11 protein-coding genes are annotated in these 22853 nt (G+C 37.0%); 3 read left to right on the forward strand and 8 right to left on the reverse strand.

Features of this window, described 5'->3' with window-relative positions; all coding sequences use genetic code 11:
* Window positions 1-191 precede the first annotated feature (191 nt).
* From C8C85_RS01010 to C8C85_RS01020, 3 genes are all read left to right on the forward strand, one after another.
* Window positions 192-1865 carry a GLPGLI family protein gene (locus C8C85_RS01010; RefSeq protein WP_116795408.1) on the forward strand — a complete coding sequence of 558 codons (1674 nt, stop codon included), beginning with the start codon at window positions 192-194 and terminating at the stop codon, window positions 1863-1865.
* Between the two features lie 91 nt (window positions 1866-1956).
* The gene (locus C8C85_RS01015; protein ID WP_116795409.1) at window positions 1957-3288 is read left to right on the forward strand and encodes an alpha-L-fucosidase; all 1332 of its coding nucleotides are present in this window, start codon (window positions 1957-1959) and stop codon (window positions 3286-3288) included.
* Window positions 3289-3358: 70 nt separating this feature from the next.
* A complete protein-coding gene (locus C8C85_RS01020) occupies window positions 3359-4321 on the forward strand; it encodes a M20/M25/M40 family metallo-hydrolase (protein WP_116795410.1) in 963 nt (320 codons plus the stop codon).
* Window positions 4322-4941: 620 nt separating this feature from the next.
* Here the strand turns inward: C8C85_RS01020 and C8C85_RS01025 are convergent.
* The 8 genes from C8C85_RS01025 to C8C85_RS01060 all read right to left on the reverse strand — a co-directional run bounded on the left by C8C85_RS01025 (window position 4942) and on the right by C8C85_RS01060 (window position 22689).
* Window positions 4942-6510, reverse strand: coding sequence for a SusD/RagB family nutrient-binding outer membrane lipoprotein (locus C8C85_RS01025; protein ID WP_116795411.1), 1569 nt, complete (start codon window positions 6508-6510; stop codon window positions 4942-4944).
* Window positions 6511-6543: 33 nt separating this feature from the next.
* The gene (locus C8C85_RS01030; protein WP_116795412.1) at window positions 6544-9873 is read right to left on the reverse strand and encodes a SusC/RagA family TonB-linked outer membrane protein; all 3330 of its coding nucleotides are present in this window, start codon (window positions 9871-9873) and stop codon (window positions 6544-6546) included.
* Window positions 9874-10154: 281 nt separating this feature from the next.
* A complete protein-coding gene (locus C8C85_RS01035) occupies window positions 10155-11168 on the reverse strand; it encodes a LacI family DNA-binding transcriptional regulator (protein WP_116795413.1) in 1014 nt (337 codons plus the stop codon).
* A gap of 437 nt (window positions 11169-11605) precedes the next feature.
* Complete coding sequence (locus tag C8C85_RS01040) at window positions 11606-13831, reverse strand: glycoside hydrolase family 3 C-terminal domain-containing protein (RefSeq protein WP_116795414.1); 2226 nt, start codon at window positions 13829-13831, stop codon at window positions 11606-11608.
* 207 nt (window positions 13832-14038) lie between these two features.
* Window positions 14039-16288: a family 20 glycosylhydrolase gene (locus C8C85_RS01045; RefSeq protein ID WP_116795415.1), complete on the reverse strand. Its 2250-nt coding sequence runs from the start codon at window positions 16286-16288 to the stop codon at window positions 14039-14041.
* 163 nt (window positions 16289-16451) lie between these two features.
* Complete coding sequence (locus tag C8C85_RS01050) at window positions 16452-17642, reverse strand: peptide-N-glycosidase F-related protein (RefSeq protein WP_116795416.1); 1191 nt, start codon at window positions 17640-17642, stop codon at window positions 16452-16454.
* 36 nt (window positions 17643-17678) lie between these two features.
* Complete coding sequence (locus C8C85_RS01055; RefSeq protein ID WP_116795417.1) at window positions 17679-19946, reverse strand: glycosyl hydrolase family 95 catalytic domain-containing protein; 2268 nt, start codon at window positions 19944-19946, stop codon at window positions 17679-17681.
* Window positions 19947-20019: 73 nt separating this feature from the next.
* Window positions 20020-22689, reverse strand: a complete 2670-nt coding sequence (locus C8C85_RS01060) for a glycoside hydrolase family 3 C-terminal domain-containing protein (RefSeq protein WP_116798324.1) — start codon at window positions 22687-22689, stop codon at window positions 20020-20022.
* Between the last annotated feature and the right edge of the window lie 164 nt (window positions 22690-22853).

A 22853-nucleotide genomic window follows, 5' to 3' on the forward strand; every position in this document is an offset into this window, starting at 1 on the left:
GAGGCGCCAAAAATTTCTTTTTTCATTTATACAAAATGATATGTTCATATACAATTGGAAAATAATAATATTGCTTCCCTTCACTTTTATATAGAGTTATTAATTATATTTGCTATTTAATAAAACGATTTAGTTAATTAAATTCCTATTATCAATTTACACTACCTAACACTACCTATCAAAACTAAAACATGAAAAAAATTCTATTTATATTCTTTACATTTTGTGCAATCAATTTGTCTTTTGCTCAAAAAGTTCAAAAAGCAATTAAAATTACATATCAAAGGACTTCAAATGGAAAACTGTCCGAAAATCAAAATTTGATGTTTGTATTTGCTTCCAAAGATTTGAGTTTAATCACCTCTGACAAAATCATCCAACAGAAAGCAGATTTTCCGTTCGAACAAACTTTTGTTGATTTTAATACCAAAACCATTTCACAATGGGCACAACTGAATGCAACCAAATCGATTCTAAGTCACGACACTGAGGCTTTGGGAAAACAAAAATTTGAATTCAGCAATGAAACCAAAAAAATTCTGAATTATACTTGCAAAAAAGCAACGACTTCGGTAAACTCAAATAAAATTGAAATTTGGTACACCAACGAATTGGGATTGAAAGGTGGTCCAGGAGTTTTGGGACAAGATTTAGGTTTGGTTCTCGAAACCATCCGCAACGGAAATAGCACTTTGACAGCTACAAAAATTGAGACTATAAAAGCAATCCCTTCGGTTTTGGCTATTCCTTCAGTTCCAGCAGTTGACCAATTGACTTATAAAGATTTACTGTGGAAAAGCCGTTTTGTCAATATTCCTGTTTTCAATAAAGAGCAAATACATTTTGTTTCAGATGCCAAATCGAATGACAGCATTTTCCGATTTGCGAGCGGAACGGTAATCGTTCGAAAAATTAAATTCCCAGAAATAAAAAAAGGAAGCGCTATTTATGTTGATGTTACCCAACAGTCGAACGGTGATGCTTACGACAGAACCGGTTCGGTTTTTATGATTCCAATGGACAAGAAACAATCATTTCTTGACGGATTGAAAAATGGAGTCAAAACATTGCCTGCTTATGAAAACGGAAACGGCAAAAAATACCAAGGCGTTGTGGCAACAGATGAATACAATCCTTTGCTGGAAATGATGCGTTTTTTTACCCCATTTGGAGTGAAACATTTCAACTATTTAGAGCTAAAAAACAAAGCCTGGCAAGACAGTGTTATTTATCGTCAGGACATTTCACTATTGCAGCCCAAATTGAGCAATCAAGAAGTCTATATCGGAATGTTTATCGGGAATTATGATGCGGGCGGACACAAAGCGAGTTTGAACATCACAATTCACCAAGGCGAAGACAACAATCCAAAAGGTGATTTTATTTTACCCCTATTCAATACACTGAACGTAATGGAAATGGCTGGGCAGGAATACTCTACTATGTTTGACAACGAAAAAGGACTCGAAATGACTTTTGAAGTACCGCAAGGATATAAAAATTTCAAATTGAGTTATACCACAACTGGCCACGGAGGATGGGAAAATGGAGATGAGTTTTTACAAAAAAAGAACACCATTCTAATTGATGGAAAGGAAGTTTTTGGATTCACACCCTGGCGTACCGATTGCGGTTCGTACCGATTGAGTAATCCTGCTTCGGGAAATTTTGGTAACGGATTATCCTCATCTGATGAAAGTCGCTCGAACTGGTGTCCGGGAACAACAACCAATCCAAATTTGATTGATTTAGGAAATCTTACACCCGGAAAACATACAATTCGTGTTTCGATACCACTAGGAAAGCCTGAGGGAACCAGCAGTAGTGCCTGGAATGTTTCCGGATTTTTGATTGGAGAAAAATAAACATAATATCATTATCAAATACATTAACTAATTGCAGTTTCAATACCTATTGACACTGTTATTTCAAAAAACCTTAAACCTTTAAATATAAATGAAAAAACTGGCACTTAGTCTGTTGTTCTGCTCGATGAGTTGGATGGGAATACAGGCACAAACGTACACCCCTTCGGAGGGAAATATGAAAAACAGAAAAGAATTTCAGGACAATAAATTCGGAATGTTTATTCATTTTGGTCCATATAGTGTTCTTGGCAATGGCGAATGGGTTATGAACAATCAAAACATAAAAGTTACCGAATACGGCAGATTGATTAATGTATTCAATCCGCAGGATTTTGATGCAAAAAAGTGGGTTGGGATTGCGAAATCGGCAGGAATGAAATACATCACTTTCACAACACGCCATCACGATGGTTTTAGCAATTTTGACACCAAATTATCCGATTGGAAAATTACAAATACACATTTCAAAAGAGATTTATTAAAAGAATTGGCAGATGAATGCCACAAACAAGGCATCAAATTGTTCTGCTATTATTCTCTTTTGGATTGGACTAGAACCGATTACCAATACGAAACTGGAAAAACAGGAAAAGGAACTGGTAGAACTCAAAAAAGTGATTGGGACAGCTACATTCGTTTTATGAAAGGACAATTGACTGAGTTGCTAACCAATTACGGAGAAATCGAAGGAATTTGGTTTGACGGACATTGGGATCAATTGGATAATGATACAGACAAAACATTGTCTTCAAAAGTAAATTGGCATTATGATGAAATCTATAAATTGATTCATTCACTTCAACCCGACTGTTTGATTTCAAACAATCATCACCTGACTCCAATTGCGGGAGAGGATTTTCAGGCGTTTGAAAAAGATTTGCCAGGCGGAAACACTTCTGGTTTTGGCGGACAATCCATCTCTCAATTGCCTTTGGAAACCTGCGAAACGATGAATAATTCATGGGGGTTCAACATCACTGACAGAAAATACAAATCAACCAAAGACTTATTGCATTACATGATAAATGCAGCCAGTTTGAACGCCAATTTCCTTTTGAATGTTGGTCCAATGGCCGACGGAACAATCCAACCAGAATTTGTGGCTACATTGAAAGAAATGGGAACTTGGATGGAGCAAAACGGAAACACCATTTACGGAACCAGAGGTGGGGTAATGAAAACCCAAGATTGGGGTGTATTTACTGCCAAAGACAAAATCTGGTATGCACACATCATCAACAATCCAAAACAAACAGAGTATATTTTTGTACCTGAAATGAAGCAAAAAATAAAAAAATGTTATTTGATGGACGGCAAAAAAGAACTGAAATTCAAACAACAACCTGAAGGAACTTTTGTGTACTTGGATGGTGTGAAAATCGATTCAATAGATACGATAATCGAAATGCAAATACAGTAAATTTTGTTATCCTGTGGGGCTTTTAAAAACCCTGCAGGATTTCTTTTTTTATAATTAAATTCTAAAATACATGCTTAAAAAAATTATTTTACTTTTTGTCGTTGCTTTTCTAGCAACCGAAAAAGGAACCGCACAATCAACATTTTCAGCTGAAAAATTCCTCAAGCATGACAGTTATTTGGCTTCAGATAAATTAGAAGGTCGTCTTGTTGGGACAAAAGGCAACAATGAAGCAGCAGCTTATATCAAAAAATATTTTAAAAAATTTGGGTTGAAAAAATTTAATGACAATTATTATCAGTCCTTCAAAGTTTTTATAAAACCAGACATCAACAAAATGAAATCGGATAGTGTAGCCACACAAAATGTAGTTGGTTATATAGAAGGCTCTGATGAAAACTTGAAAAAAGAATTTATCGTGATTGGAGCACATTATGATCATTGGGGATGGGGAGGAAAAGGTTCGGGCAGCAAGAAAAAAGACACGGTAGCAATTCATAACGGAGCCGATGACAATGCTTCGGGCGTATCGGCTTTGTTGTCCATTTTGGAGAAATGCCAAAATGATAAAATCACTACCAAGAGAAGCATCATTTTTATTTCCTTCAGTGGAGAAGAAGAAGGATTATTGGGTTCCAAATATTTTGTAAATCACCTCCCTGTAGATAAAAGTGCTGTAAAAGTAATGATGAACATGGATATGGTAGGTCGATTGAACGACAAAAAAGAGCTGTATATGGGTGGTGCAGGCACTTTTCCTGATGGAGTGGAATTGATGAAAAAACTGGGTGAAGGCAGCGGACTGAATCCGATTGTTTTTGCTGGAGATGTAGGCGGTTCAGATCACGTCACTTTTTACAAAAATGACATTTCGGCTATTGGGTTACATACAGGCGGACACCCGCAATACCATACGCCGGAAGACGATTCTGCTTTAATTAACAGTGAAGGAGCAGTTTTGGTTTGTAAATACATTTACAATGCTCTGACAGCTATTGCTAACTATGAGCAACCGCTAAGTTTTATCAAGTAAAACTAAAGCACTTCAAGATTTCCTCAATTGTCCATTTTAGCTATTTAGAGCGATAATTGGAAGAAATAAAGGAAATTACTTTTAAAAATAAAATCGGCGAATCTGCGGTAAAATTAACCGCAGATTCGCCGATTTATTTATGTGATAAAGATTTATTTCTTAAACGAAGCCGACCATTTTACTTCTTTGGTTATTGTATTATCCAATACCAAAACTTTTAACGAATCGCTGTGTGCGTAGTTTTACTATTTAGACGACTCGGAATCGGTGTCGATTTTTACTTTCTTCCAGTAATTGTAGCAGTATTACAATGTCATTAAGTTAAGCCTTAATTGTTCATGAGAAGCCGCAAAGAAACAAAATTTAGAACCAATTTCTTAGCGCCTTCGTGTCTTTGCGAGAGCCAAATTTTTAAAAATTTAGAGAGAAATCCTTAACTTAATGATATTGTACCAATCCAAACAAGGTAATCAGTAATAATCTGAATATGATTCTTCTCATTTCATTTATTTGTTATTTAATATATCATTATATCATATAAAGAAAACCCCGACCTCAAGAAATATCTAGAGTCCGGGGTTTACCCATTACTAACAAAAAATATTAACTAAAAAATGAGCTTATTTTACATCCCAAAAGATTTTAGTACTCAAATTATCATTTGCTTTAACAGCATTGTAATTCTCAGTATTGTAAACACTCTCAGAATTTGGATATGTCCAACGTGTTGGTGGTGTTTTTCTAATACTGCTAGTCTCATCCTCTTGGAATGTTAAAACTGGAAGTTTTAATCTTCTTTGTTCAGCCCAAGATTCATCAGCTTGCATTATATTGTAATGGATATACTTTTGGAAAGCAATTAACTGCAATTGAGCAGCAGGTGTTGCAGCTCCAGCGAAGTTGATTTTAGCAATATAAGCATCAACTTCAGCAGTTGTAGGTTCTGTAGTTGGTTTCCAAGTTGTATCATCAGCTTTATCCCCTAATCTTACATAATATTCAACTGATTGTCTGATAGCTTTCTCGAAATGAGTTTTTGCCGTACCAGCATTACCCGTTCTTGCATAATACTCTGCAAGAATTAAGTTTACTTCAGCCGCATTGATTAATGTTCCTGGCAACCAGTCGTTTCTACTGATTACAGATCTATTATAGGTTGAAATTTTTCCATCAGTGATTAACTGATCTTGTACGGATGAAGCCAACAGTGGATCAAGTCCTGTATAAACACCTGCTGTATTAACTCCTTCTTCAAACAACCAAGGTTTACGAGGATCATTATTAGCATTCATGTGATCAATCATAGGTTTTGGAGCAACATTGTTGTTCCAGCTTTCTAAAGCTTCAACAAATCCTGAAGTATCCAAATCAGTATCCTGAGTGTAAACTCTGAATGCAATATTTTCTGAGTTTTCATCTACAATTTTTCCATCAGCAATGATTTGAGCAATTTCAGTATTTGCTCTTGCTGCAAAAGCAGGAACTGCAGAAACTCTGTTTAACATTCGCAAACGCAAAGAATTGCAATAGTTTTTCCAACTATCCAAGTTACCTTTATTGATCAAGTCTTGATTTTTGAATTCTAAACCAACTCCTGCAGACAAAGTAATTGAATTCAATTCGGTAGAGAAAGCTTTCAATTGATCTAACATCATGGTATATAGTTCAGTTTGGTTATCATACTTAGCCGATGCACTAGCATAATCTCCACCTGTTAAACTAATTTTTCCAGCTTCAGAAAAAGGAATATCTCCAAAGTTATCAACCATTTTTGCTGTATGATCATACAAATAGATAGTTGAAGTAATCATAAAGATTCTTTTTTCAGTCTGCTCAGCTGCAGGTAAAGAAGCCATAACTTTTTCCAACTCTCTATATTGGGTAATGAATTTGTAATATCTATCCCATCTATTGGTTACAGCAGCACCCGGAACAAAACGACCCGTTAGGTTTGTAAAACCGTGTGCTTGCGTGTATGTTAGGGAAGTTGTTCTTAAAACTGTAAAATAATTCCAGTATGATGGAATTACATCCTCATAGTTGATTTTCATGAATCCAGCAAACTGCTTAGCAACTGTAGTCGTCTCAACATTTGCAGGATTTTTATAAGCATCCGCAAAATCATCTTGCGAGCAAGAGCCAAAGAAAACAGCCGCTGACGCTAATGATATATATAATAATTTTCTCATGTTATATTTTTTTAAATTATGATTTATCAAAAATTAGAAAGATACTCTCACCATTCCTCCAAAACTTCTGGTTGCAGGAGTCGTTCCGGAATTATTTACGTTTTGAGACCATCTAGATCCTGCAGTAGTTGCCTCTGCATCCATATCCTTAATTGTTCTGTAGATATAGAACAAGTTACGTCCGAAAGCAGAAAAACTGATTTTAGAAGCACCTATTTTATTAGCCCAAACACTTGGTAATCCATAAGACAATGATATTTCTCTCACTTTAATATAGTTATTCTTTTGAATATACAATTCGTAACGTGAGCTACTGTATTGAGGACCTCCCCAGTTATAAGTCATATTATAGTAACCTGCCTGAGATATAACATTAGTGTTTGTTGCTCCACTTGCAGTCACACCATCCATTAACATACCGTCACGGTATAATGTTTCTCCGTTAGGTCCAGTAGTTAGACTATTAGCAACTTGAACACCTTGACCGCTAGCATCTTTATAGTACGTTAAACCTCCACGATCATTAGTACTGTAGTTTAAAGTTTCTTCTGTCAATCCTCTAGATTTCATCCAGTTAACCCCTGTTGGCATTAAATAACCTCCATAAGTATAATCGATATTCACATCTAAAGTTAAGTTTTTATATGTAAATGTGTTCAACAAACCACCAACACCTTGAGGCGTAGCTGTTCCATATTTCTCCCATTTATCTCCATCGATCATATAAAATCCATCAGAGTCAACCATTTTATTACCACTAGCATCTGTTTTAACAGGGTGAGCATAAATTCCTCCCATTGGTTCACCTACAACTGATTTCAACTGAGCAGCCGATCCATCATAGTCAGCATGCAATAATTCATTTGCACCGTTAGCCAATTTTACAATTTTGTTTATGTTTTTTGCCCAGTTCAAAGTGATGTCCCAAGAAAAATCCTGAGTTCTAAAAGGTGAAGCTGTCAAAGCGATTTCAAAACCTTGGTTACTCAATTCTCCTACGTTAGCCAAGATACTATTAGCTCCAGTAGTAGGTGCCAATGTCAAATTCAAGATTTGATCTTTAACTTTTGCATTATAGTAAGAAAAATCCAATCCAAGTCTTCTGTCTAAGAATTTAGTTTCGAAACCAAACTCAAACTCATTTTTCATCTCTGGTTTGATACCCTCATTTCCATAAGCAGACATTGAATTAGTAATCAATACTGGAGAAGTAGTCCCTTGAGTTCCCAAAGTAGATTGATTGAAAGCTACGTTAGCAAGGTATCTGTCTGGGTAATTCCCCACTATACCCCAAGAACCACGTAATTTTGCATAACTAATAACCTCCGGCAATTTAACCGCATCCGATAATACGAAACTTGAATTTACAGAAGGATAAGTAAACGCATTGTTATTTGGGTTCATAGTAGAAGTACGGTCTTTTCTAATGGTTCCCTCAAGGAACAAATAGTTTTTATAGTTCCCGCTCAAAGTTCCAAAAAGGGCATCTTTCACTACTTCATATTTTGAAGAAGTACTTTTTGCCGTATTTACAGATGCATTCATATCGTACCACCCTTCAACACTTAAACCACCATCGGTAAAACGAGATAAAGCTTTACCTGTTTCAGTTGATCCTGTATAACCAACAGCTGCATTTACACCGAAATCCTCATTGATTTGTTTGTTGTAAGTCAACATTACATCGCCATAAAGAATATTGTAATCTTGAGAATCCATTTGATAAGAACCTGTTCCAAATCCATAAACCAAAGGTTTTTCCACCGGATTTTCAGTTTCAATATTTACTGAAGTTAAATCAGTAGATGCACGCCCACGAAGCGCAAAATCCTTGTTAATATTATACGTTTCTGTAACACTTGCAATCAAACGGTTTGTAATTTCGTCTTGCTGATTAGCATTTGTATTCCAGAAATAATCACCAACATCCGCTTTGAATCCATTACGTATAATGTTTTCGTTTGGAGTTAAACTTTGGTCTGTACCCCTAACATATTTATAACCTAAACTAGTTTTATATTTAGCTTTGTACCAATCACCATTATCAAACGGACTAATCATACCAGTAAAGTTATTTATCAAACGATCCATAGCAATAGCACGATTATGAACATTTTGATTCATATAACTCACAATCACATCTGTTTTTAAATGTTCACCTGTTTTGAATGATGTATTCAAGTTAAGTGTATTTTTCTTATTCAAATTACCCATACTCAACCCTTGTGATTCAACGTGTGTATAAGAAAAACGAGTACTGCTATTATCAGTATTGTTTGTAAGCGCAAGGTTTGTTGTCGTATCCCAAGAATTTTGGAACAAGTTTTTGTATCCATCTTTTTGAGGTGAATAAGGACGAACCACACCATCCCAAGACATAATAGGCTTGCCATCGAACCAGTTACCAAAGTTAGAACTTCCATTTGATACCCCTCTCGTCTCTTTAATACCATCACCATCTACATCGTAATGAGCAAAACCATCTGGAGCCAAATATGCTGACGGAGCATAAGCAGGATTTGCATAACCAGGACCTCTTTCATATTGGAATCTTGGTAAGTATGCAAGTTCGTTACTTGAATAACTACTACTAAAGTCAATACCTAAACCTTTTTTCCCTTTACCTGATTTAGAAGTAATCAATACAACCCCATTAACAGCTTCAGAACCGTATAATGCAGCAGCAGAAGCTCCTTTAAGAATAGAGATATTCTCAATATCTTCAGGGTTAATATCTGCTAAACCATTACTTCTAATGCGTGAATCATTCCAATAATTATTGTTACTTACCTCTCCATCACGAATAGGCACACCATCCATAACGATAAGTGGCTGATTTTTACCAGTGATAGAGTTTAACCCACGAATCTGGATATTGATTTGTCCAGCTCCTCCTGGCGTAGAGGTAACACGAACTCCCGGCGCTTTTCCATACAAAGAGTTAGCGATGTTAGGTGAAGCTGTCTTTACAATCACATCCGATTTAATGATACTTGTGGCATACCCAATCGATTTGTTCTTTTTAGATTGCCCCAAAGCAGTAACAGTAACACCTTCAAGTTCGTTAGTAGCAGTGGCTAATTTGATTTTTACTCCATCAACAGCTTTTACTTCCACAGTTTTAAACCCGATCGAACTTACAACTAAAGTTGCACCTTCTTTTACAGAAATTTGAAATTGTCCGTTCTCGTCGGTAATAGCTCCTCCTTCTTTTGTTCCTTTTTCCTTAACAGTAACAGCAGGAACTGGCATATTGGCATTATCCGTAATTACCCCGGAGATTTTTTTGTTTTGCGCATTCGCACCTTGGAAGCACAACACCGTTAGAAAAACTAACAGCGACTCATATAACAGTTTTCTCATAATTAGTATTAGTTTGGTTTTGTTTTGTTTTGAATTTATTTAAATTAAAAGGTTTTTATTTCTGGAAAAATATTAAACACTAGGCCCTTTAATTATATATTACCTATTTCTTGATCAAGCTTTTGGTAACAATTAGTTTACTAGATTAACATATCTCTACTTCTTTTATATCATAAGCAATTGTTTTTTTTCATTCAACATTCTGTTTAATTTTCTTTAAATACTTTAAAAATCTTACTATATCGTTTTAGTTTTGCTTTTAAAAAAAAAGGCCATCAGTTTTAAACCGACTCCCTTATAATTAAGCTTCCTTTTTTTTCTTCTTTCTCGATCAAATAATTACTTTTATCATTCATCTGCTTCATCAATAATCTTACTGTTTTTTTACCCATTTCCTCGATTGGCTGCGATAACACGGTAATTGACGGAGAATGCAACCTAAAACTGTCATGGTCGTCAAAACTAATCACTGCTTTATCCGCAGGAATTTTAATTTTTAATTTTTTAAATGACTGCAAGCCTGCAAGCAACAGATAATTTGCCCCAAACAATACAGCGTCAATTTCTGGAGTATTACTCAAAAAATCACTAATCTTTTCAATTCGCTCTTCTTCGGTAATATGGTATTCCAAATCAAGAATTCTAGAATCATCATACAAACCCAATTCTTTCAACGTATCTGCATATCCTTTTTTCCTTAACTGCATTTGAACCAATTGAGAAAAATTAGTTACAAATGCAATTTTTTTTAATCCCTTTTCCAAAAAATAACGGGTTGCTGTTTGAGCTCCTCCAAAATTATCCAACACTACGTGACTAACGTTTTGGCCTTCAAAATATCGGTCAATCAAAACAACAGGACGTTGAAGCTCTAACAATCGATCAATAGTAGTTTTCATACCCGCCGTTGGTGTGATGATAAAACCGTCAACATTTGCCTGTAACAGACTGTTAACCAACTCAACCGCACGTACATCATCTCCTCCAGTACTACAATAAAACACTCTATAGTTTAATTTTATAGCCTCGCTCTCAATCACTTTTGCCAATTCAGAAAAAAACTGATTTGAAATATCCTCCACAATAAGCCCAATAGATCTTGTCTTACCAGTCCTAAGACTACTGGCAATCATATTGGGTTTGTATTTCATATCTTCAGCTACTTTAAGAACTTTCTTGATCACTTCGTTACTTATCCCCATCTTCTCCCCTTTATCATTCAAGACAAACGAAACCGTTGTTACCGATACGTTTGCTGCTTTGGCGATATCCTTTATAGTGATCATTTTTTTCATAAAGTGTTAATTCTGTCTTAAACTATAGTTAAGTTATTTTTAACAAATATATACAATAAAACGTTTTACAAAAACGTTTTAGTATTTTTTTTTTCACAAAGAGCATTTTTTTTTAATCTCCCAATTCTTCTAAATTAAATTCGCAACACACTACATATAAAACAAATACAATTTAATAATTTCTCACTATATTTCAATAAACAATCCGAATCCTGTAAAACTTAAAACTCTAAAAAATATCTAATCAAAATAAAAAAATATACATTTTTTTAACAAATCCCATACTTCACTAAAATCATTGCACTACTTTTTGACTTCCAACTTTTCATTAAGTATTATTTCTAATTCTTTAACCATTTCAGGAAATTGAGGCTAAATTATTTTTCTCACCTCTATTATTGCTTAAATAATAAAATTGGCCTGCTCTTTAGGCAAAATTAGAATACTTTATAAGGTTCCCCTTGAATGGTTAGAGAGTTAAAACTACCTGTAGATTTATTAGGTTGACCGCCCCCGATATATATATCAATCTTTTTGGCACTCTCTGTCAAATTACCATCACTATCAGTCAAGGCGAGTTCTTCTGGAGTTAGGGTAAAACTTACTTTAGCAAATTCCCCTTTATTTAAATGAATTCTTTTGAATCCCTTTAAGGAATGGATTGGCATTCTTTTGTTGTTATCTTCTGGATGTACGAGATACAATTGTACCACTTCGTCCCCATCCCTATTTCCAATATTTTTCACTATTGTACTCACTTGAATGTTAGCTCCTGTCTGCAAAACTGAATCATTTTCTAATGGACCGTAGCTAAAATTTGTATAACTCAACCCGTAACCAAATGGGTATCTAACGGCTCCTTTAAAATAACGATAAGTACGATTTTCCATTGAATAATCTTCAAAGGCAGGCAAATCCTTATCACTCATATAAGTTGTCAATGGCATTCGTCCCGAAGGGTTGTATTTTCCGAAAAGCACATCGACAATGGCATCTCCTGCAGCTTGCCCTCCATACCATGCCTGCAAAATAGCATCTGCATTCTGGCTTTCCCATTGAAAATCCATAATGGAGCCCGACATATTAACCACAATCAATGGACGCCCTGTTTTTTTTAGTTCTTTCAAAAGTTCTGTCTGTACTGGTGGTAATGCAATGGTGGTTCTATCTCCACTAGCAAATCCCGAATAACCGCCGGCACCCGCATCACCAGCTTCTCCTTCATAATCGGCACTGATACCGCCCACGAATATAATCACATCCGATTTTTTGGCCTGTGCCGCTACTTGTGCAAATGAAGATCCATCTTTCAGTTTATCGACAATATTAACCCCTTTCATATAGTCAACCTTAATCTTACCTCCAAAGCGTTTTTGCAAACTGCTATAAGGTGTAATAATCTCACTTGGATTACCAAAATAATTGGCTAACTGTGTATGACCATTATCTGCATTGGGGCCTATTAAAGCGATTCTCTTAATTTTAGAATCATTTAGCGGAAGCACATTTTTCTTATTTTCCAACAGTACCATTGACTTTTGCGCCATCTCGTAAGCGTGTTTTTTGTGTGCATCGCAATCAATTACTTCCCTGCCAATAGATGCATAAGGCACTCTGTCTGCCGGATCGAACATTCCTATTTTGAAGAGAATCTTAAACAAACGGGTTAATGAAACATTAATATCACGTTCCGAAAGTAATCCCTTTTTAACCCCCTGTTCCAATAATTGATACAAGTTGCCGCATTCCAGATCCGTTCCGCTCAACAAAGCATCACTTACAGCCTCCGTATTGTTCGCATGTGTCTTATGAAATTGTGCAAAATCACTGACTGCCCAACAATCGGAAGTTACATAGCCATCAAAATTCCATTGATTATGTAAAATATCTGATAATAGTTTACTGTTTCCACAACAAGGCTGTCCGTCCAAACGGTTATAAGCACACATCACACCATGAACCTTTGCCTTGGTAATGAGTTCGCGAAAAGCCGGCAAATAGGTATCCCACAAATCGTATTTTGAAGGTTGAACATCAAAAGAATGACGGTTATGTTCGGGACCACTGTGCACGGCATAATGTTTGGCACAAGCCACCGCTTTTAAGTATTTTGGATCATTTCCTTCTAATCCTCTTACAATTGCCGATCCCATCTTTCCTGTCAAATAAGGATCCTCGCCATAAGTTTCCTGTCCTCTTCCCCAACGTGGATCTCGAAAAATATTGATATTCGGGGTCCAATACGTCAATCCTCTGTAAATTGAACCTGTTTTACCGTTTCGTAAGTCTTCATTAAAAAGTGCACGTCCTTCAGAAGAAACAATATCACCCATTTTTTGTAAAGCATCACTATCAAAAGTCGCGGCCATACCGATGGCTTGAGGAAAAACAGTTACTATTTCGCTGGTACGAGCAACGCCATGCAAGGCTTCGTTCCACCAATTGTAGGCAGGTACGCCAAGACGATCGATAGCTGGAGACTGATGTTTCATCATACTCACTTTTTCTTCTAGAGTCAATCTGGATATTAGATCTTTTATTCTTACCTCCATATCCAAATCCGGGTTACGGAAAGGGTAATTTTTGTTTTGTCCCTGCCCGTAACCTATAGAAAAGATACTCATTAGCAAAGTCAAAAAAATCCATTTCTTCTTAGTATTCATGGTTTATAGTTTTATTTGGCATTATTATCATTAATTTTTTAAAAATCAATTATTTCACATTTTTCACAGTACCATTATTGTTTAATGAAACCGATACCTCTGTTCCCGCTTTCACTTCAAGTTTTGGCCATTTTGTAAAATTTTGTACAAAAATCTATCCTGTAAAAGTGATATTTGCTTTCGAGTTCAAGCCAATACGTATTCTTACTAATTTTTAAAATGACTCATCACCGTGAATTCTTTAACATCGGCTGATTTGATTTTAACCGAAATGTTTCCTCCCGAATCCAAATCAAAATATTCAGACACCATTTTGTGCCAGCCTTTCGCCAACGCTTTTTGACCAGTCTTGGCTTTGTTTCCGTGTGGTCCATCGTTGTCTATAACCATTGCACCATCCACATACAACATCGAACCGTCATTGGATGCCAATTCAAAGGTATAAACTCCATCGGCTTTAACTTCAAAATAACCTTCAAAAATCAGCCCTGCAAATCCTTTAAAGTCTTTTGGCATTTCCATGCTTTCCACTTTCGATTCTTTGACCAATTTGCTGTTTTTGATTTCAGCACATTTTTTCGATTTCGATTCGTATTCTTTTACTACGATTCCATCACCAGTAAAAGCTCCTTCATAGGCTTTTGAATAACTTTCCTTGCGGAATTCAGCTTTATACACTTCCGAGCCACTTCCGTCGGGACGAAAGGATCTAAAACTAAAATTTGTACTTTCTGAAACCGTAAACGGCGCAATGTATTTTGTTGAATTCGAGTGTGGAATCGAGCCATCGGTAGTGTATCGTACAGTGATATTCGGTAAAATACAATTTACATTTACGGTTTCGTTTTCTATAAAAACATTCAAATCGTTGAAACCTGTTAGGTTCGGAATACGGTAATTGATTTTCTTGGCATCCAAATATTCGATTTCGTTCACCACTCTACTTCTGAATTCATCCCAATTGCGATTTCCTCCATTCCAAGCACCTTCTGAAAGTGCAAATATTCTTGGGAAGTACTGATGTTCGGCACGACGTACTGTCGGAACGGTTTCTGTCCAAAGATTCCCTTGAATTCCAATCACATTCTTCGATTGTTTTAGCGTAAGCCCTTTCAACGGTTCAAACGTATAGGCCGATTCCAAAGAAGTTGGTCCTTCGAGTAAATCAAAATACATTTCGAAACACGGACTTGAAATTGCCAAGTTTCCTTGCTCTGTAGCTGTTGATATCGCTTTTGGCGCCCAATTTCTCCACCACATTATAGTCGCTGTTGGTGATAATCCTCCATCTAAAATTTCATCCCAACCGATGAGTTTTTTACCTAACTTATTGAAATGCTTTTCCATGTCGTGAACAAACCAAGCCTGCAACTCTTCAACACCTTTCAAATGTTCTTTTTTTACTTTCGCCTGGCATTTTGGACATTCCTTCCAATTGGTTCTTTCTACTTCATCAGCGCCCAAATGCATGTATTCATAAGGAAATAAACCAGCCACTTCGGTGTAAATTTCTTTGACCAATTTCAAAGATTCTGGGTTTCCAATACACAATGGATCAGAAAAAGTAGTTCCCATATGCGCTCCTCCTTTACAGGAAAGATACGGATAACCGATGATTGCCGCCATAAAGTGACCCGGCATATCGATCTCGGGTAAAACATCAATACCTCTTTCTTTGGCATATTTCACCACCCCTTTGATTTGTTCCTGAGTATAAAATCCACCATAAAGTGTGTCATTTCCAACGATTTTTAAATGTTCTTTGGGCAAATTAAAATCGCTGTTATCTTGTTCTTTGCTTAATTTAAGACAATCTCTGTCTTGATTGTTCAATTTGCGCCAAGCCCCTTTTTCGGTCAACAGTGGATATTTTTTGATTTCGATTCTCCATCCTTGATCGTCTGTCAAATGCCAGTGGAATTTGTTCAGTTTATATCTTGCCATCAAATCCAAGAAATGTTTGACTTCGTCTTCGCTATAAAAATGACGACTTACGTCCAAATGTGCACCACGGTAACTGTATTTTGGATAATCTTCCATTTTCAGAAACTGCACTTTAGTTTGCCTTGCGCCAACGGGAATAAGTTGTTGTAATGTGGCAACAGACATCAAAATTCCAGCTGGTGAAGCTCCGCTAATTGCAATTCCATCGGCAGAAACCCCCATTTTATAAGCTTCCGCTTTTTCGTTTTTGAAACCTAATGAAAGTGTAATATCGGCTTTTGTATCTTTTGAAATTTTCAAATCCAAACCGTTTTCTTTCCCGATTGTTACCACGAGATAGTTTGCCAAAGGGGCAAGACTCGCATCGGTTACAGCTACTGTCGAACCATTTTTCAAAATATAACCTCCTTCGCTAAAGCTTATTTTCTGAGGTTTTGGTATAATCGAAACCCGGTAAGGTGCTTGTGCCAAACAAAGGAATGGCAACAATAAAAGTAAAAATGCTTTTTTCATATGTAGCTACTATTTTTTTATCTGTCATATGTAATTGATGGTTGTTATCATTTTATTAGAGCCATCGAACTACGTTTCGCATATCTTCATTGGTATTTGCGACCAAATTAACAATCATGCTCATTTCATTTGATAATGATTTATTGTTTCGAATGATTTTATTTTATAATTCGTAAACGATATAAGAACTCACCATCCAGTGATTTGAAGTTCCGTTGGCATTTTTTTGCGCTTCCGGAATGCTGAAAACTGCCGTATGCTTTCCTTCTTTCAAATCCAAAGGAACCACCATCGCGGGAACATTACTTCCTGGGCACCAATTGGAACGACTCAAATCACTACTCGCAATAGGTTCTTCGATTTCTTTGGTTGTATAAGTCCCTTTATCTTCCTGTATATAGGGCGCCACACGTTTTCTCAACCAAACTCCGGTTCCCGGATTGAATCGACGAAAACTAGCACAATCATCTCTCCACGGAATAAAATCAATTACTTTTTTGTCATCGATTTTTACGATATTTTGTTTTTTGACAAACTCGTCACCTTCGCTGTGACCACCATGACCGGTAGTGATATAATATAATTTTGCGTTTTTGGCCCCTTTTGGCAAATTGAATTCCACCTGAAAATCTTTATAGGCAAAAAGTTCATCGTTTCCTTGGTTGGTTCCAAAAGGATCCGTGTTTAATATGGATACAATCACTTTATTTTTGGCAATATCACAACTCAATTCACTTGGAGTAAGATTGATTGATGCGCTTACAATATGTCCTCCTTTGGTATAATTACCAATGTGAACACCAATCCAAACTTCGCCTTGCAATAAAGTGGAGAATTGCGAAATATCTTCTTTCCATTTCACTTCCCTTTCCCAATACGGAATGTAAACAGGTTTGCGTTGCAACGAATCATTACTAAAAAAACCAATACCGAATGTGGTCATAAAACGCATTAATTCGATGGTTGGTGAAAAATTTCCTTCTGGAACAATTGTTTTGATTTTGGTATATTCATTAGAAGCAAACTTTTTGTTTTTTACGACATCCTCAAGCGAATTGTTCTTGTCCACAGGAAGTACATAAATAGACCCTGCACGGTCGTAGCGATCCCCTCCTGATATTACGGTAACGCTGATTTCAACTTTGGTATTCAATTTTTGTTTTGGGAAAGTCACTTTTTTAAACACATATTGACCTCCACCGTAGTAGATATTTTCGTTATTATCAGTTGAAAAATCCTTACGATTTTCATCGTGATTAACTCTTACCTCATCAAAAATTTCTATTTTCTGTGCTGTAACACAATTGTTAAAAAACAATGTTCCCAACAGCATTGTAAAAATAATTTTCTTCATTATTATTTGTTTATTTCTATTCGCCTGTATTTCTTTTTAAAACTTCGCTTCTAATTTTCCTCCAGGTTCCAAATTAATTTCATAAATACCATTTTGAAGGTTTACTTTTTTAGAATTCCATTTAGGCGTTTTTCCTTCAAAATTGTCCTTTATTCTAGCAGTTCCTGCTTTTTTTGCAGTAATGCTGAAAGAACTTATTTTACCTTCTTTTCGGGTAGCCGAAACTTTATATCCGCCTTCGGCTCTCAGATCGGTAAACGAAACATCTGCCCATTCTTTTGGCGTGGCCGGAAAAATTCGGATAACCCCCGAATCGAGTTTACCAGGAGTTGCACTCCAACTCTGCAACAGCATTTCTTGGACGGCCTGCATCGCTAAAAAATTACCTTCTAATGTAAATGGTTTTCCTCCTCCACTACCATAACGTTCATCTGGAGTTTGGTCTTGATTCACATGGAAACCATTTTTCAAAATATAAGCTTTTTCAAAAACATCCAGATGATGGTAAGCACTTTCGGCATTGCCCACACGTGCCTGCATACAGGCCATCCATACCCAGGAATACCCACACCATTCGTTGTGTTTTGGTGCATTCCATTCTGGACGATTCAAAGTCGTATTGATTCTTCGTTGATCTTCTTTACTTCCTTCAACAGTAATAAGATTGAAAGGGTAAATTCCAATAATATTCGAAAGATGACGATGATGTTCTCTCAAAAGTAGTTTTGAATCCAACATCAATTCTCCATCGGGAGCCACATGGAAATCGCCTAATTTGGTGGCCAATTCGTTCCAAGATTTTGCTTCAGAAGTTAATCCTTGTGCTTCTGCCATTTCGGCTACAGCCAAAAAGTGCATTTTTATACTCATCAAATCATAATTGGTATTGGGTTCCAACCATTTATTATTAAATATTTCAGGCGATGAAGACCGCAATAATTTTAATTTACCATCTTTATCCGGTTTTAGAAGTCCGCGCAAACACTCGGCTGCTTCCTTACACCAAGGATAGGCGCGTTCTTTCAAAAAAGTATCATCAGCAGTATACAACCAATGAAGGTAAAACAAGTGCGCATTCCACGAAGTCATCGTAGGAGACAAACTAAAAGCTGCCCACCCCCCCAAAGGCTGCCCTGCAACCGTCATCACGCCGGGAACTGCCAATCCAGGCGTTTCATAGAAATCTTTTGCAAAAGCACGCCAAAGGTCTCTTTTGTTCCAAAGAAAATTCAGGTAACTGCTGCCTTCATCAAAATTTCCTGCAGTTTGATAAGCGATATAAGTCATTTGGGTATTCAAATCACTGTGATAATCGCCTTTCCATGGTGGTAAACTACCAGTCGCAGAAGTCCAAACACCTTGCAAAGGCATTGGTGGTGCATCAGCTCTTGATCCTGAACCATACAAATAGCGGGCAAATGTGTAATAATCCTGTATCCTTTTTTCGGGCAGATTGATTTGTGACTGTCCCCAAAATGCTTTCCACCATTTTACATGCTCCGAAAAGCATTTATCGATTCCTTCGTTGAGTGCTTCCGTGCAATGTTGTTTTCCCAATACAATAGGATCACCACCGTCACGATTCGTCGTAATGGAAATGGCAATTATCGATTCTCCTTTTACGTGACGGGTCTCGGTGTAAACACAATAGGTTAATCCTTCGGCGGCCTGTTGAACATACCATTTGGCATTAGCTTCCACACCGTTTGTTGCTTCAGGATAGCCCAATGCGTTTACCGAATGACTATCTGGTCCTGCCGATTTTCCTCTATATTTCGCCGAAACCTGCAATGGACTCAAAACTTCAAATCCTTTCAAATCCTGATCCGAAATACGAAATATTGCAACCGATTTTACGGCACTAAAAAAAACTTTAGCCTGTTTTCCATTCACAAAATGAACTATTCCAGTTGCTTTTTGTTTGTCTAATTCAAACGATTTGACAGTATTGTTATTTAAAGTAAATTCGATTCCACCGGCTGGCAATTTGGTTGGATAAGCGCCATAATAGGCATCTTCCCACATATTACCTCCTTTAATCCAAGTTTGGGTTTTCCACCAATCTTTTGGTCCATTGGTGCGTTCGTCCCACAAATCACCTCTGTCGAGCGAAAGTTTAATTGTGCTTTTTCCTCCCCATAAAAGCCCACCTGCTAGTCCATTTCCCAACGGAATTGCTTCATCCCACGAACTGATGGGAGCCTGCAATATCAGATTGTTTTCCTCTTTCGGGAAGTTGTTTTTATCTTGCGCGAAACCTATTGCAACACAAAATAAGGAGAATGATAATAGCAGTTTTTTCATTTTCAGTATTATTTTTAATATCTAGTTTCCTCTTTCAAATAAATCCTTAAAAGGTTTTGAATAGCATTTATAATTATTCCGTAACGTTAAGAATATCTCTCAATTTGATGTCTCTTGAAGAAGCCCCAATCATGATTCTGAAATCACCCGGCTCCACAACCCATTTCATGTCACCATTCAGCATTTGCAGTGTTTCTTTGTTGATTTCAAACGAAACTTCTTTTGATTCGCCAGCTTTCAGCGAAATTCTCTGGAAACCTTTCATTTGCTTGATTGGCTGAGCAATTGATGCCAAAACATCTCTCACATACAATTGAACCACTTCATCCCCGTCAACATTGCTGGTGTTTTTAATGGTACAATAGACTTTTGTGGTTTCGGACTTTCCGATTTGTTTTTTGTCAAATCGCATATTGCTGTATTCGAAAGTCGAATAGCTCAATCCATATCCGAAAGGAAACAAAGGCGCTCCGTTCAAATTGGTATAATCATCCGAACGGCCGGTTGGTTTATGGTTATAAACCAAAGGTAATTGCCCTTCAAAAACAGGGAAAGTAATTGGTAAACGTCCAGCAGGATTTTTGTCGCCAAAAAGGATATTCGCTACGGCATTACCTCCGTCTTCTCCTGGATACCATACATCCAAAATCGCCGGTATATTGTTGATCCATTTGTCCATTGTGATGGCACTTCCGCCCACCAAAAGCACCACAACAGGTTTTCCTGTTGCTGCCACGGCATTGATCAATTCTTCCTGATGTCCCAACAAACCTAAATAGGCTCTGTCATTGAACTCACCTTCTTCGATTCCGGCAGCAATCACCGCCACATCAGATTTTTTGGCTGCAGCCACAGCATCGTCAATTTTCTTTTGCCAATCGTTGTTTACACCAACATTCCAAACCAATTTGAATTTGGTATATCCTTGCGATTCAAAGAACTCCACTTTGATATCATATTCTTTGTCTTTTTCAAAATTAAAATCAACCAGTTTTGTTGAATACGTTTGGCTTTTCCAATTGTCGATGATTAGTTTTCCGTTCAAATACAAACGGTAACCATCATTCCCTTCAAAACCTATTTTGTAAGTTCCTGTAGTTGGTGATTTGATTTTTCCACTCCATTTGGCAGAATAAAAATCATAGTTAATTTTTGCCTGATCCGGCGAATATAATGTCCAATCAAAATTAATTGCGTTGTCCAATCGCGTCAAAACGGGACTTCCCGTCAATTGCACATTATTGAAATATTCGGCAGATAATCCGTTAACTGATTTTCCTTTTTCAACAGTGAATAAATTGCTCGTTGGAACAGGAACATATTCGGTGCTTTTTCTTGCGCAACCTCCGGCTAGATTGATTGCCACCGATTTCCCCAGTTTGCTTTTAATTCCGTCAAGCATACTCACTTTTCCGTTTCCGGGTCCACTGTAACCTCCCAATCGTCCTTCGGTAATATCATTTCCGATTAAAGCGATTGATTTAATGTTTTTTTGTAAAGGCAAAACTTTATTTTCATTTTTCAACAAAACCATCCCTTTTTCGGCGGCTTCTCTGGACAATAATTTATGGGCAGGATTTCCGTTCCATTTATTGGTTTCTTTTTCATCGGCATACGGATGCTCAAACAGTCCCAATTCAAATTTTAATCGCAACACTCTTGCCACCGATTCGTCGATGTTTTTTGCATCGATTCTTCCGTCAAGGAAAGGCGGTTGAAATAGTTTATAATGTTCATAAGCCGACTGGAATATCACATCCAAACCGTTATTGATGGCATTGGCTCCTGATTCTGGGTAATCTTTGGCTGTATAATGCAACACATTTCCTCCCCCAACGGCATTGGCATCCGAAATAATGAATCCTTTAAAATTCATTTCACCTTTCAGTTTTTTGTTCAACAACCAATCATTGGCAGTACAGGGACTGCCACTCACGGTGTTGTATGAAGTCATTACACTTCGGCTTCCGCCTTCCGTAAAACAAGCTCTGAAAGGTGGAAGTTGATATTCCTCCAAATAACGCTCGTTGTAATCAATCGGGTAACTGTCACGACCACCGTCTCCGCTATTTGCCAGGAAATGTTTAGGAGTTGTGATTACTCCTCTTTCTTCAAAAGAAGACACAAAAGCGACACCCATTTTGGAAGAAAGAAAAGGATCTTCTCCGTAGGTTTCCTCCACACGTCCCCAACGAACATCAGAGGCAAGATTAACAACGGGTGATAAAATTTGACGAATACCCCGACTTTTGGATTCCAATGCAATGGCAGTCGAAACACGTTTCATCAATCCTGTGTCGAATGTCGCCGCCAATGAAATAGATTGCGGGAAAGCAGTTGCTCCATCTCTTACCAATCCGTGTAATGCTTCGTCAAAAGCAATAATCGGAATGCCAAGACGCGTTTTTTCAACAAAATGTTTCTGTATTTTATTAATCAATTTTACCGTTTCCTGAGCGGTACTCGCAGCACTGTAATCCAAAATTTGGTTACCTGCATCAGCACTTCCTTTCGCACTTACCTGAAAACCGAAAATTCCATTTTTATAGTTCTCGGTACCGTCCGACAAATCGCCCGGAATCATATACATCTGCCAGAATTTTTCTTCCGGCGTCATTCGGGACAATAAATCCTGAACGCGTTCTTCCACGGGTAATTTTGGATTTTTGTACTTTGGCGTGTTTTGGGAAAACAACATCGGAGTTCCCAAAAGGAAACATAGTAAAAGTGCTTTGTTCTTCATGTCTTTGCTATTGGCTAACCAGTAAGGCGCAATTATATATTTGATTTTTAACACATAGAGACATAGAAATTATAAAATTTGAAAAGACCTTATAGACATTTCATTTCACATAGTCAAGCTATGTGGAAAATAGTTTTATTTCTATTATTCCCTTAAATAGGGCG

The sequence above is a fragment of the Flavobacterium sp. 103 genome (assembly GCF_003096795.1).
In the GTDB taxonomy this organism is placed as follows: Bacteria; Bacteroidota; Bacteroidia; order Flavobacteriales; family Flavobacteriaceae; genus Flavobacterium.